At 47.7% G+C, this 13962-nt stretch carries 11 protein-coding genes; 8 read left to right on the forward strand and 3 right to left on the reverse strand.

Annotated elements, in window-relative coordinates; genetic code table 11:
• Together QFZ51_RS21430 and QFZ51_RS21435 are read right to left on the reverse strand one after the other, a co-directional pair.
• Positions 1-402, reverse strand: coding sequence for a DoxX family protein (locus tag QFZ51_RS21430; protein ID WP_429048712.1), 402 nt, complete (start codon positions 400-402; stop codon positions 1-3).
• Between the two features lie 66 nt (positions 403-468).
• Positions 469-2022: an MFS transporter gene (locus QFZ51_RS21435; RefSeq protein ID WP_429048713.1), complete on the reverse strand. Its 1554-nt coding sequence runs from the start codon at positions 2020-2022 to the stop codon at positions 469-471.
• A 182-nt stretch (positions 2023-2204) separates the two neighbouring features.
• Between QFZ51_RS21435 and QFZ51_RS21440 the strand changes: the two genes are divergently transcribed.
• Both QFZ51_RS21440 and QFZ51_RS21445 read left to right on the forward strand, forming a co-directional pair.
• On the forward strand, positions 2205-4655 hold the full coding sequence (locus tag QFZ51_RS21440; RefSeq protein ID WP_429048715.1) for an ABC transporter permease: 2451 nt from the start codon (positions 2205-2207) through the stop codon (positions 4653-4655).
• Between the two features lie 85 nt (positions 4656-4740).
• Positions 4741-5739 (forward strand): lipid A-modifier LpxR family protein, encoded by a 999-nt coding sequence (locus QFZ51_RS21445; protein WP_429048717.1) that lies wholly within the window; start codon positions 4741-4743, stop codon positions 5737-5739.
• A 3-nt stretch (positions 5740-5742) separates the two neighbouring features.
• On the opposite strand, the gene QFZ51_RS21450 is transcribed toward QFZ51_RS21445, so the two are convergent.
• The gene (locus QFZ51_RS21450) at positions 5743-7293 is read right to left on the reverse strand and encodes an alpha/beta hydrolase-fold protein (RefSeq protein WP_429048719.1); all 1551 of its coding nucleotides are present in this window, start codon (positions 7291-7293) and stop codon (positions 5743-5745) included.
• Positions 7294-7417: 124 nt separating this feature from the next.
• On the opposite strand from QFZ51_RS21450, the gene QFZ51_RS21455 reads away from it, so the two are divergent.
• From QFZ51_RS21455 to QFZ51_RS21480, 6 genes are all read left to right on the forward strand, one after another.
• Complete coding sequence (locus QFZ51_RS21455) at positions 7418-7771, forward strand: hypothetical protein (RefSeq protein ID WP_429048721.1); 354 nt, start codon at positions 7418-7420, stop codon at positions 7769-7771.
• 6 nt (positions 7772-7777) lie between these two features.
• Complete coding sequence (locus QFZ51_RS21460) at positions 7778-7981, forward strand: helix-turn-helix transcriptional regulator (protein WP_429048723.1); 204 nt, start codon at positions 7778-7780, stop codon at positions 7979-7981.
• Between the two features lie 52 nt (positions 7982-8033).
• Entirely contained in the window at positions 8034-8600 is a 567-nt protein-coding gene (locus QFZ51_RS21465; protein WP_429048725.1) for an RNA polymerase sigma-70 factor, read from the forward strand.
• Positions 8601-8661: 61 nt separating this feature from the next.
• On the forward strand, positions 8662-9675 hold the full coding sequence (locus QFZ51_RS21470) for a FecR family protein (protein ID WP_429048727.1): 1014 nt from the start codon (positions 8662-8664) through the stop codon (positions 9673-9675).
• Between the two features lie 100 nt (positions 9676-9775).
• Positions 9776-13132 (forward strand): TonB-dependent receptor domain-containing protein, encoded by a 3357-nt coding sequence (locus QFZ51_RS21475; RefSeq protein ID WP_429048729.1) that lies wholly within the window; start codon positions 9776-9778, stop codon positions 13130-13132.
• 11 nt (positions 13133-13143) lie between these two features.
• A complete protein-coding gene (locus tag QFZ51_RS21480) occupies positions 13144-13929 on the forward strand; it encodes a hypothetical protein (protein WP_429048730.1) in 786 nt (261 codons plus the stop codon).
• The last annotated feature ends 33 nt before the right edge of the window (positions 13930-13962 follow it).

The raw sequence follows: 13962 nt of genomic DNA on the forward strand, positions 1-13962 counted from the left end.
TTAAACATCCCCCTCCGGCCGCTTCTCTGCGGCAATTACCAGCAAAGCTACAATAAGTATAAAACTATATTCGCATCCACCCGTGCCGTGCTCCCCTACAAACCATCCCAGGGAAGCATGTATTAATACAACCCCCACCAATAGCAACACGATAAAACCTGCTGCGAGCAATCGTGTATACCTGCCCAGCAGCAACAACAATCCGCCCGCAATTTCATAGGCAGTAATAGCCCATACCCACGCTACGCCAACAGGCAGCCCCTTACTTTCCATGAACTCACCAAAACGGGGAATGGTACCATTACAGATCCTCACAATTGCATGTGCCAGGAATATAACAGCCACAGATATACGCAGTAGGAATAACGATTGCTTCAGGGTCAGGAAAGGGAATTTTTGCATCAGGAGTGGTTATTATACAAATATAGAAAAGTGGCCACCGGAAACAATACCTGTAAACCGGTATTTCTATTGCTTTGCGGGAGACGCCGCCGCCGGCCGTTTACGGATAAAAAGAAAGCCCATCAATCCGCCCATAAAGCCCAGCCCTGCCGATAACCGCATAATAGTTCCATAAGCGGCAATAAACCCATCTTTATAAACTTTACGGATGGCCTGCTGATGCGCGGCGTCAATATCCGCAGGCAGGGCCGCATTGCCCAGGTTCACCGTTTGCGCGATCACCGCCTCCTGCTGCGCACCACTTAGTGGCAACGCATGGATTTCCCGCTGCACCGCTCCCGAAAAAAACAATACTGCCAGCGCACCAAAAATAGCATTGGCAAAAACACCGGCAATACGGGTAACGGCATTGTTTACACCAGAGGCAGTGCCGGATAAATGATCGCTCACCGACCCCATCACCGCAGCGGTTAACGGCGCCACCGTGATAGACATGCCAAGACCCAACCCCACAATGCCCGGGAAAAAAGTAGTCCAGTAATCCGCCGCGCCCTGTGTTTGTTTTACAAAAGACAACAAGAGTAAACCGCCGCCGGCAATACATGGACCAGCCATCAGGAATAAACGGGGACCGTATTTATCGGCCAGGCTCCCCGCGAAACGTGCAATGATGATCATTAATACAGTAAAGGGCAAAAAGGTGAGCCCCGACTGGAGTTGGCTGTACCCCTGCACCTGCACCATGTTCAGCGAGAGGAACAACATACCCGCACCAAGACCCGCATACAAAAAGAACGTAAGCAGGTTGGTACCGGTAAAGGTTAAATTCTTAAACAGGTGAACCGGTAGCATAGGATGAGGGCTTTTGTTTTCCACCACAATAAAAACAATCAGCAATATGACGCCACCTGCAATAGTGCCATATACTTCCGGGTGACGAAAACCCAGCACCGGCATCCGCAGGAACCCAAAAGTGAGCAGTGCCAGTCCTGCCGCCGTAAGCACCGCGCCGGGATAATCGAGCCGCTGATCCCCTTCCGTTTCCCTGCTCTCGCTTACCTTCAATGCCAGGAATACCAGGGCCGCCACGCCAATAGGCACATTGATGAAAAAGATATACCGCCACAACCCTGCATCTGCCAGGGCGCCACCGAGTATAGGTCCGCCCATAGTCACCAGTGTGGTGACGGACGACCACGTTCCAATAGCTTTCCCCCTTTCATTTTCATTAATGGAAGAAGTGATCAGGGACAGGCTTCCGGGAATCATCAATGCACCGCCAATACCCTGTATCATCCGGAAAATGATAAGCAGCGTGGCAGTACCGGCAAACCCGCACGCGGCAGAGCCCAGGATAAAAATAAAGATGCCTGCCATGAAAACTTTTTTGCGGCCAAGCCTGTCGCCCAACGTGCCGCCTATCAATATGAGAGAAGCCAGCATGAGCATATAGGCGTTTAATACCCAGAACAGCTCTGCCGCGGAGGCATTCAGATTGTGTTGCAGCGCAGGCAACACTACATTCAATGCAGTACCATCTATAAAAGCCATGGCAGAAGCGAGAATGGTGGTTACCATTACCCATCTGCCTTCGGAACTCCTGAGTGCTACGGTTGTCATGATAATCATTAACGTTCAACTGCTTAAAATGTTTCCTTCCTCATCGATGTTCGTTTCCGGACACGCCGGTTACGCAAGCGGACATTTTACATGATAACAAGGATCATAACGTTATCAATATCAATACTCCTGATGATTGGCATATTTTTCACGCTTTGACTGTCAATCTCACACTTCCTGTTATGTTTAAAAGTTACATAAAAATAGCCTGGAGAAACATGCTCCGCAACAAGGTATATGCTGCCATCAACGTAATTGGCCTTGGGCTTGGCATCAGCGCCTGCCTGGTGATATTTCTCAGTGTTAAATTTGAACTGAGTTATGAAAACTTTCACCCCGGCAAAGAAAATATTTACCGGATTGTATCGCAGCTCAATTCCCCTGAACGCGGCGCCCGTAAAATGTCGCGTGTGCCGGATTCAGCCCCGGAGGCTTTAACCAACAAATTTACAGGCGTTGAAACGCTCGCGGCTATTCATCCCATTTACCCCAAGGTAGCTGTTTATGGAAGCAACGGCGTGGTGAAGAAATTTGAAAACGGCGGCAAGCCCGATGTGTTGATTGCTTCTCCTGAATACTTCAGCATATTTCAATATACCTGGCTGGCCGGCAATCCTGCCACCGCTTTACAGGAACCCTTTAAGGTAGTATTAACCGCCAGCAAAGCAGCTAAATACTTCGGCGAGCTGCCTGTTGAAAAATACATGGGAAAAACCGTTCACTACAACGATTCTATCCCTTTAACAGTAGCGGGTATTGTGAAAGACCTGCCACGGAACAGTGATTTCCTCTTCAACGATTTTATTTCCTTTGCTTCGGTAAAGAACAGTCCGTTCGAAAATGAATTTGGGTTTGGTCAATGGGGCATGTTCGGTGGCACACAGGCTTATGTAAAACTAACCCCCGGCGCTGATACAGCACTGCTGAACAGGCAGCTGGCCGCCTTCGCCAGCGAACGGGTATTAGCCGAAACAGGGGAAAGCAAAGCCTTCCGGCTGCAGCCGTTGGCAGATATCCATTTCAACGGCGACTATACGGATGAATTCGGGCACAAGGCACATTTGCCTACGATGTACGGACTCATGGCCATTGCATTATTTATACTGATCATTGCCGCCATCAACTTCATCAATCTGTCTACCGCCCAATCAGTGGAGCGGTCAAAGGAAATAGGGATCAGGAAAGTACTGGGCAGCAACAAACGAAGCCTGGTAGTCTATTTCCTTACGGAAACATTCCTCCTTACGGTAGCTGCTGTACTGTTGTCGCTTTTAGCAGTAAAACCTTTACTGGATATTTTCAGTTCGTTTATGCCTGATGGTGTATCGCTGTATTTATTCAGCTGGCCTACCGTTGTGTTCCTGTTGCTGATTACCCTGTTCACCACGCTGCTATCCGGGTTCTATCCCGCAAAAATATTGTCGTCGTTCAAGCCGGTGCAAAGTCTCAAAGGAAGCACCGGGGTAAAGGGAAACCAACGGGGATATCTTCGTATAGGCCTGGTAGTTTTCCAGTTTACCATCTCCCTGGTATTTATTATTGGTTCACTGGTGGTGAATAACCAGATCAGGTATATGCTGAACAAGGATCTTGGATTTACGAAAGATGCGATCATCACCTTTAACACCAACCGCGCATATGCCAAAACCCTTCCACGGGTATTGGCGGAGAAGATCCGGTTACTGCCGCAGGTGGAAATGGTGAGCTTAAGCCAGGGCCCTCCTGCCGACAAAGGCCATTGGGGCACCGATCTTAAATACACGGGCAAAACCGAGTTGCAGGCAAATTGTCACCTGGAATTCGGCGATGAAAACTACTTGCCCCTTTACCAGCTGAAGCTGGTAGCCGGCAGGAACCTGCAGCCTTCAGATACCATGAAGGAAGTGCTGATCAATGAAACCTGCGCCAAAGCATTAGGATTTAAAAACCCGGCAGATGCGGTTGGCAAATTTGTAGAGCCTGGCATGAGGGACGGGCCATCCCCGAAAATCATACCCGTTGTTGGCGTACTGGCCGATTTTCATACCGTTGCACTCCGTGACCAGATCAAGCCTGTTTTCGTCACTTCTTCCCTGGATATCTGCCGGTTTGTAAATGTGAAGTTGTCGCTGGCCGGTTATACCGGCGCACAACTGCAACACACCATTGCTGATATACAAAAAGCATATGCCTCGGTATATCCCAACGAGAAATTCGATTACCATTTCTTTGACGATACCATCCGCAAATTTTACGAACGGGAACGGCAGATGGAACAACTGATGAACACCGGTATGACCATTGCCATCGTTATTTCCTGTCTTGGTTTATTTGGCCTCGCCGCCTTCACTGCCCGCCAGCGCACCAAAGAAATCGGTATCCGCAAGGTGCTGGGCGCCAGTGTGGCGAATATTGCAGCACTGCTGAGCAGGGACTTCCTCCGGTATGTTTTCATTGCCGCCGTGCTGGCCGCTCCCATTGCCTGGTATGCCATGCACAAGTGGCTGCAGGGCTTTGCCTACAGCGCTCCTATTTCCTGGTGGATATTTGTGCTGGCCGGCATCATTGCCATGTTCGTTGCACTGGTAACGGTTAGTTTCCAATCGGTAAAAGCAGCGCTTGCCAATCCGGTGAAAAGCTTAAAAGCAGAATAGTCAAATGATCATTTAATTATGCCGGCAGATCGACCATCTTTATTTATCTTCATTGTACGATTTTCGCAAAGATGTCAGGCGCTAGATGAAAAAGACGATTCTAACAGTATTAATTTACTGCGGCATAATAGGCACACCCTGGAATGATCTGAGAGCACAGGCTTCCACTGAAAATACGCGGTTGTTCCGCTTTTACGAAGACAATGACTTCATTAACCTCAATGGTAATGGAACGGACCAGGCATATACCAATGGTACGCGGTTCGATTTGTTTTATACCAGGCCGCAGCCTCCACGCTCCTTTCCCGACCGGTGGATGCCCAAAGCTGGCAAAGAAAGCATCAATACATATGGCTGGGGATTTATGCAGGTGATGTTTACGCCCAGAGACCTCCGGAAGGTGGTGCCGGTGCCGGGCGACTTTGCCTATGCCGGCGGATTGTTTATTACGCATACTATCCACTCCACTAACCCGGTCCGCAAATTCAACCTGCAAACGGAATGGTTTGCCGGTGTAATGGGTCCCTGGGCATTGGCAAAAGAAACCCAAACCATCGCCCATCGCATTCTCGGCTTTACCAGGCCACGGGGATGGCGTAACCAGATCGGGAACAAAGTGCTCCTGAATCTCAATCTCACGGCGGAGAAACAGGTAGCTGCCTATAAAAAAATAGCCGAGGTAACAGCAGGCGGTCAGCTATACGCCGGTACCATGCTGAATGGTTTCGCTGCCTACTCCCTGATCAGGATCGGTAAAATGCTTCCTTACTATAACGGGTATATCACCCAATACGCCAACACCAAGCACTGGCAGCTCTATGCTATCATCCGGCCCGGTGTGGAGCTGATGTTCACCAACGCGCTCGTGAAAGGCGTAGCGCCCGTAGAAAGCCCGGGCCAGCCGCCGCTTCCGGGTAACCGCCCCACCTATGCGAATAATAAACTGTTAGCCGGGATAGACTGCGGACTGGTAGCCGTATTTGGAAAGGCGGGCTTCTCTCTCACCCAGAAAACCATGTCGCCGGTGATCAATGGAATATCACATCACGAAGTAGGTAATATTTCTTTCTATCTTGCCTGGTAATATTTACTTCCTGCTGAAAAGCATATCTGTGGGAAGGGGGACATCTTCCTGTCCTTCTGTTTTAATATAAATGGGCTGAAGATCTACTTCATTCTTTTTATGAAAATAATTAATCCGCAATGGATAAAACCCTTTCTCCAGGGGTACCATAAAGCTCTCGCCTTCTCCTGTTTTGAAATGCCCGCCAAGAATCAGCCGGTTATTTAAATACAACCTGGTATGGTCATTACCGGTTCCCATCTCAAAAATATAATACCCCGGCTCACTGATTTTAATATATCCTTCCTGTACCAATGCGTAATTATTCTTTTTTGAAACTTTATTAAGATTAAAATCTTTTCCGGCAATACCTGTTTCTACCGGCGTCAACTTCCTGGAATCATGTATGGTATCCCAGTTGCCTTCATAATATTTATACCTTAGTCCGCCCGGCAGGGCTCCTGCCGGCATCGGCATCGCAGGGAACACTTCTTCCACCTGAAAAAAACCATTTGCTGATTTGTCGTACTCCCTTCGTTTGCCTAAAGATTTAACGGTCACTTTTGAATCCCTGTTGATGGTAATGGCGGTTTCTTCGCCTGTTATCCGGGGAGAATAAATACCGGGTGTGGTACCATCAGTAGTATAACGGAGATATGCATCTGCCACCAGGTTATAGCATATTAATTTAAACGGCTTGTTGCGCAATACGATACCATTATCCGGCTTGATGGCAATTTTCCGGGATGTAGGGTAACCTCCTGCCGAGGCGTAGAAACCACCATAGGAAAATTTCAGTCCCTCCCAAAAGCCTTTGAAGTTTGTGGAATAATGCGTTTCATTGCTATACTGCACACATTTCCAATCGAGGCCGGGAGGAGCGTTTGCTTTGAGAATGGAATCCATGCCCGCCACGCCCATGAATTGATAGGCAGCGCCTTCGCGGCCTGCGATAAAAAGTGTGTTGTTCAGGGTGTCGCGCCGGACAAATTTTTCCGCTGCCAGTTGATGTAAATAAAAATGATCCCACCACAAACTCGGATCAATGGCTACAAAGGACGTAAACAGGTCAGGAGCGGTTAAAAACGTATACATTACAAACAGTCCGCCCATTGAACCGCCATACAAGGTATGTCCGCCTGGTTTTGCGTGATACCGCTTGCCGATATAGGGCATCAGCTCATTCCGGAAAAACAACAGGAACCGGCCGGCCTCTCCTGAGTTCGCAGACGTTTTTGTGGGAGCAAGATCCCTTTCCCGCATGTTCACGCCATGATGTTCAAAGTCCGGGATACCCACCAGGATCGTGTTCTTAGGAATAAAGCCTTCCCATTGCAAAAGGCTCCATTCCACGTTCAAAAAGTCCGGGATATCGCCCAGGCAATATATTACCTCGTATTCATTGGGAGCAGCGGGATCGTAATTTTTCGGAAGCACTACATTCAGCGGACGCATTTCTTTCAACGTGGCTGAAAAAAGGGAATCTTTTATTGTGGAAATGTGCTGCGACCTGGCTTTGATGCTAACCAGGAGCAGGATAAACAGCGGAATTTGGGCGATGGTAGATAGGTTCATTTTACAAGGTATCTATAAAAATAAGATTTTTCTGTCGGTGATGAAGCCCCTCCTCCATCCGTTAATTAAATTTGTCTTTATGTAAAGTATACTTTACATTTATATCAGAAAAACAAGTCTCCCTATGTTCACAGCCACGAAATATTTCGGCATCGCACTGGTACTCGCAGGCATCCCTTTTTTCTGGATGAACCATGCGCAAACCGGTTCTGAACTGCCGCTCATCACCGGGTTATTCCTGATCTTTTTCACCCGCGAAAAAACAGAAGATGAAAGGGCGCAAAGCCTCCGTGCCAATGCGCTCATGATCAGCTTTGCATTGGGATACATCATTGAAGTGGCAACAACCTATCTTCACAGCAAAGGTGTACTCACCTTCCAGCTGTCTACTCCCCGCTACTTTATCATGCTGGTACTCACTCTGGGTATCCTGATATTCTACATCAGGTTGCTTTTCTCTGGCAGCTACAGCAAGTAAGGCGATATGAAAAACACAATTAAAGTGCAGCGGGCCAAACAAAATATCACGCAGGCAGAACTGGCGGAGAAAGCCAAAGTATCCAGGCAAACTATTAACGCCATAGAACTGGGTAAGTTTATTCCATCTACTTTACTGGCATTAAAAATAGCACGCATCTTTGGCACTACGGTGGAGCAACTGTTTACATTGGAACCGCAGGATGAATAAAGAAGCTTAACCTTCCGGTAACAATGAGTAGCTATTTTGTGCATTATTTATTTTGCCTTCCACTACTTTATATATCGCGTACCCCAATGCGGGTGATGAACAGCAAATGTTCACAGACCTGTTCCGTAAGCACGGGGCGAAGATTTTCTTCTATTTTAAAAAATATGTAAAACGGGAAGAGATCGCCGAAGATCTTTTGCAGGAAGTATTTGCCAGCCTGTGGAGTAAAAGGGATCGCCTGCAACAGGAAAAAAATATCACCGCCTATTTATTTGTAAGCGCGCGGAACCAGCTGTACAATCACCTCAAACAGGCTGTGACCACTGCTACCACTACCCTTCCGGAAGATACGCTGCCACTGTCATATGAACATGTGGAAGAAGCTATCCGTTACAAAGAAACAAAAGCTACCTATTACGAAGCCCTTTCCACCCTTCCCCCGCAACGCCGCAAAGCCTTTATCCTCAGCCGTGAAAAGGGATTGTCATACCAGGAAATTGCCAAAGAAATGGGTATTTCTCCCCGCACCGTTGAAAAACATGTTTCGGCCACGCTCCACTTATTAAGGGATAAAATGAACGATCCGTATGTCCTCTGCCTTTTGTTCATAATTTGGTAACACTGCGGCATACGGGTAGCGGAACAAAATTTTGTACCTGTTGGTATAAAGTATTGTCAACGTGAATTTACAACAAGCAAAACACCTCGCGCATAAAGTCCTGGCCAACGAGGCCAACCCGGAAGAGAAGGCTGCTTTACAGCAATATATTCAAGACAACGCCCTCCTCCCCGGTTTGGAAGAGCAGCTGTTTCCATTACAGGAACTCATGTCTGCACCGGATAGCGCATTACCTGCTGGTATGGAAGAAAGGATCCTGACCCCGTTAACCGGTGGAAACGCTCCCGCAATTCCCGCACGCCGGCCTGTACTTCGCCAACTGCTGCGCATCAGCGCAGCCGCTGCTGTTGTGCTCATAGTATGCCTGGGCGCCTATCGTCTCCTCCATACTGATCGCACACCGGAGACAACGCTCCAAACGCTGGTTACGCCCAATGGCAGCCAGGGTAATATTACACTGGCAGATGGTACACAGATCCGGCTCAATGGCGGAACCACACTGCGTTACCCATCTTCCTTTACCGGTAAAACCCGGGAAATATACCTCGATGGCGAAGCCTTCTTTGAAGTAAGCGAAGATTCCAGTCACCCGTTTATTATCCACGCACCTGCTTTTACAACTACCGTACTGGGTACCTCTTTTAATATCAAATCGGCTGCCGGGCAGCAATTATCCGAAGTAGCCGTGGCCACCGGTAAAGTTCGTGTAGCCGCCACCGTTGCAGGAACGGCAGATTCGGTCGCTTACCTCACACCGGGCGAAGTTGTTTATTACCACCCCAATGATCCGGCGGGGATACATAAAGGCAGCATAGCATTTAATATGATCGGAGCCTGGAAAGACCGGCGCTTCCATTACGATCAAACACCGCTGCACAGCATCCTTCACGACATGGAAAGTGCATACGGACTGCATTTCCGGGTAGTAAACCCGGCTGTATTGTCCTGTACCTTCAGCGCCACTTTTAATAACATGACGGCAACGGAAATCCTCCAGACACTGGCACTCATGAGCCAGGTGAAATTCCAGATAAAAGACAGCCTGACCGAAGTCTCTGGTCAGTCCTGCAACTAATAAAAAAACCGCCCTGTTTGCGGCAGGGCGGCGAGTCCATCATAAAATTATCATGAACATCAAAATCAATTTCAAAAGTATGTATTTTATCAGAGAGTTTTTGTCACTTCTAAAAAACAGGATACTACTGCAAAAAGCAGGCGCAGTATGGTTGCTATGCTTTATCTGTTTTTCCGGTTACAGCCAGCAACCTATTAAAACACCTGTTACCATTATTGCCAGCAACAAAACATTAAAGGAGATCTTTAAAGAATTAGAACAAAAAACAGGATACACCATTAACTTCCAGGACAATGTGATCAATGCCCTGCAAAAAGTATCGATTGAAGCCCGCCAGAAACCACTGGACGTAGTTTTACAACAATTATTACAGGGCTCCGGAGCAAACTTCCGGCAACAGGGTAATATGATCCTCCTGTTTAAACAACCGGCAGAAAGCAGTCCGCAAAAAAAAATACCCGGCAAATTAACCGGCAAAATCATCGATGAGGAAAATGGTCAGCCTGTTGTTGGCGCTACTATCCGGGTAGGCAACACGGGCACCACCAGTAATGCCGAGGGTGCTTTCAGCCTTACGTTGCCCCCCGGGAATTATGTTGCCACAGTAAGTTTCATCGGATACGGAACAAAAGAAATCAATAAAATTGAACTGAAAGATAATCAACCCTTTCCTTTAAATCTCACCTTAAAAAGAGCAAAAGGTCAGCTGGCGGGTATTGTGGTAAAATCAAGCGCCGGTAAGGAAAGTACTGCCTCCTTTTATACCAGGCAAAAAAATGCCGCGACCGTAACAGACGGAATCTCTTTTGAACAACTCAACAAACTCCCGGATAACAATGTGGGCGCAGCCCTGAAAAGGATCAGCGGCGTATCGGTGGTTGACAATAAGTATGTAGTGGTGCGCGGCATGACAGAACGGTACAACCAGGCCATGCTCGACGGTATGATACTCCCCAGCACTGATGCCAATAAAAGGAACTTTGCTTTCGACCTTATTCCCAATGAAATGGTAGGCGAAATACTGGTTAACAAAACCGCTACGCCTGATGCCAGCGCCGAATTTGTAGGTGGCCAGGTGATGGTGAAAACACTGGACATACCTTCCCGGAATTTCACCGTCATCAGCATTGGCGAAAGCATCAATACCCAAACAACCGGTAAAGATTTTTATAGCCTGGGCAAAAGGCAAACAGGCGACTATTTCGCAGTGGAAAACGGCCAGCGTACCATCCCCGGCAATACCGTTTCCTGGTCGCTCTACAACCAACAGGAAGATCCAACAAAAACAGTTACCGACGCCAACGGGTATAAATATGGATTTGAAGGCGCCATAGACCAAAGTAAACGGTTTAACCCCGATGGCTTCCGGCTCTATCAAACCACCGTCTATCCGAATCTCAATTTCAAATACATTATGGGCAGGGTATATCAACTGGATACCGCAGCCAACAGGAAGATCGGGTTCACCGGCGGTATCACTTACCGTAACCGGAATCAAACAGATGAATTCAGCACTACCCGCGGACTCGATCTTTCACGCGACTACTTCGTTACAGACACCGCAGGAAAAGGGAAAATATATAGTTTCAGTACAATTGCCACTGCCTTATTGAATGTTGGCTATAGCACCCGGAAAAACAAAATCACATTGCGGAACCTCTATAGCCGGAGTTTTGCGGAAGACTATTACCGCTCGCTGGAGTTCACGGATGATTTTAGTCACGGCCGGCAACGGACTTCCCTGGTGATGCCGGTGTCCACCTCCATACAACAACATAAACTGGAAGGCGAACACCGTATCACCCGCGGTGGGCTCACCCTCAACTGGATGGCTGGCTACGCCGCTATGAACCAGGTGTATAATGATGTGCGCAGCTTCCAGTATGGCCCTGCCAATAAAACCTTTGGTGATATCTACCAGGCCAGCAATCCCTCCAGCAATGCGGCTACACAGGCAAGCTGGTCGTGGCCTTACCGGCTGTGGTCCAATGTGGAACAAAAAGATTATACCTGGGGTATGGATATCAGTCAGCCTTTCCAATTCCTCCGTGGTACCAGCATCGTGAAAGCCGGGTACAATGGCTGGGACAAAAAACGCCGCCAGTCGATGGATATCTTTAAAATATATACCGCCTATCGCGGCCTGGACGTTGAATTCCTGCCTTATCATATCCAGATGGACGCAGATCATGTAGGCGTGGGAAAAGGACAGACCTATTATTGGGGGGATCTGGAAAATGGCGACCAGGCAGCGTCAGGCTCCCAATACCACGCGATATACGCTATGCTGGATCAGCGCATGTTTCAAAAACTACGATTGGTGTATGGTCTGAGAGCAGAAAATTTCGGACTGGCAAATCAGCAACTTGCTGAACTCAGAAGGATAGCACAATTTAAAAAAGAGCATCCCGATCTTGCCTATAACGGCACACTGCCCGTGCTCACCGGCGAAAAAAACTGGAACTTCCTTCCCGCTGCCAATCTCACTTACAGCATTACCAGTAAAATAAACCTGAGAGCAGCTTACAGCAAAACAATGATTCGCCCCACCTTCCGCGAAACATCCGTTACGTCTTTCCCCGACCCGGCTATGAACGCGCTTATCAGCGGGGGTAATATCAGCAGCACCAAAATAGATAATAAAGACCTGCGCTTCGAATGGTATCCGAAACCCGGTGATATGTTGTCTGTTTCTGCCTTCCATAAAAAACTGGATAAACCCGTGGAACTGGTGGTGAATTCACTCAACAGCACCCCCATCGGCATGGCTTATCAAAACCAGCATTCAGCCACCAGCAAAGGGCTGGAAATGGAATTCAGAAAGAACCTGGCCTTTATTTCCGGGCTGCTGAAAAACATGACCATCTATGGTAACGGCGCCTGGTTTGCCTCGAAAGTAAATACGATCAACCGGGTAGATGATCCGGCCACTCCCGGAAAAAAAATAGAGCTACTGAAGGAACTCGACCGGCCACTGATGGGCCAATCCCCCTATCTGGTAAATCTTGGATTACTATATGAAGAAGACGGCTTTAGCGGTAACATCGTTTTTAACCGCACTGGCTACCGTCCCAACTTTGCGGTAGATGGGCAGCCAGGCGCTTCAGAATTCCGTGCCGCCTATAGCCAGCTGGATCTGCAATTCTCCAAAAAATTATTCCACAACAAAGCGGAGTTCAAACTAAACATTACCAACCTGCTCAACCAGGAAGAATTTTACTATCGTAATATCAAAGGTTATGAAACAGGTTTTATCAATGGTAAATACCAGATCATTAAATTGAAGTACTATGTTCCGGCCGACAGCTACTTCCCGCCAGCCAACGGAAATCCCGACTACCGCTATAGTGATTTTGTAAAGTTAAAAGACAACTACAGCGCAAAACAAGGCGATCAGAAAACTTACAGCATCAAAAGAGGGATCAACATGAACCTGTCTTTCTCTTATAATTTTTAATATCATCTGCCATGAAACAATTCCTTCATTTTACTTTAGTGATGATCATTTTATTGACCAGCAACACTTCCTGCAAAAAGGAAACAGCGGCAGATGATTTTATCGTATTCGGACAGCTGAAGATAAATAACGCTACTTCCTATAGCGCACTCCGCTTCGGACTGGAAGGCTATCCCAAACAAATACAATCGACTGACTTCATGAAGCTGGAACCAGGTGTCAATAAGCTGCAGATATGGGGAATTACAGAAGACCCGGCGGATAAACCTGTTTTTCTTTTCGACAGCCTCCTGCGGGTAGAAGCCACACAAACCTACGAGTTCACCCTGTTTCAGCCGGATGAAGTTACCACTCCCATTGCGTTAGTCAATACCCAGGCAGCTGAATCCAAACCTCCTGCAGGTTTTATGAAAATAAAAGCCGCCAATTTTGCTACCCATTGCTTTCCCCGTGAAGTAGACCTGCAACTGTTAATGATGGACTTCAGCCTGGGCGACATAACAAATGTAGACACCATCCCACAGTTAAAAGCTGCATTTGACTCCTATGGGTTATATCAAACACTGGATGCCGTCAATACTGATGGATATACGATCTTCTATATCCTGGACCCCGTTACGCATGAACGGTTACATCCTGATTTCATTTTCGGTATTGATCTCATGAATTACACTACCGGCAAACTTTATGAGGTAGTTACCCTTTTTATCTATGAAAAACTGAACAACGCGGGATCTTTCACCGGCACAGACGGCAATAAATATGACGTCGCTGTAAAGGCCCTGTACCTCGACTAATCACCGTTGCTGCGAAGCCCTGCCCGTACCGGA

Origin of the sequence: Chitinophaga sp. W3I9 (genome assembly GCF_050434025.1) — a bacterium.
Taxonomy (GTDB): Bacteria; Bacteroidota; Bacteroidia; order Chitinophagales; family Chitinophagaceae; genus Chitinophaga.

Coding starts and splice junctions, on each gene's coding strand:
- QFZ51_RS21430 (WP_429048712.1), bottom strand. CDS start 402: ATGCAAAAATTCCCTTTCCTGACCCTGAAGCAATCGTTATTCCTACTG.
- QFZ51_RS21435 (WP_429048713.1), bottom strand. CDS start 2,022: ATGACAACCGTAGCACTCAGGAGTTCCGAAGGCAGATGGGTAATGGTA.
- QFZ51_RS21440 (WP_429048715.1), top strand. CDS start 2,205: ATGTTTAAAAGTTACATAAAAATAGCCTGGAGAAACATGCTCCGCAAC.
- QFZ51_RS21445 (WP_429048717.1), top strand. CDS start 4,741: ATGAAAAAGACGATTCTAACAGTATTAATTTACTGCGGCATAATAGGC.
- QFZ51_RS21450 (WP_429048719.1), bottom strand. CDS start 7,293: ATGAACCTATCTACCATCGCCCAAATTCCGCTGTTTATCCTGCTCCTG.
- QFZ51_RS21455 (WP_429048721.1), top strand. CDS start 7,418: ATGTTCACAGCCACGAAATATTTCGGCATCGCACTGGTACTCGCAGGC.
- QFZ51_RS21460 (WP_429048723.1), top strand. CDS start 7,778: ATGAAAAACACAATTAAAGTGCAGCGGGCCAAACAAAATATCACGCAG.
- QFZ51_RS21480 (WP_429048730.1), top strand. CDS start 13,144: ATGAAACAATTCCTTCATTTTACTTTAGTGATGATCATTTTATTGACC.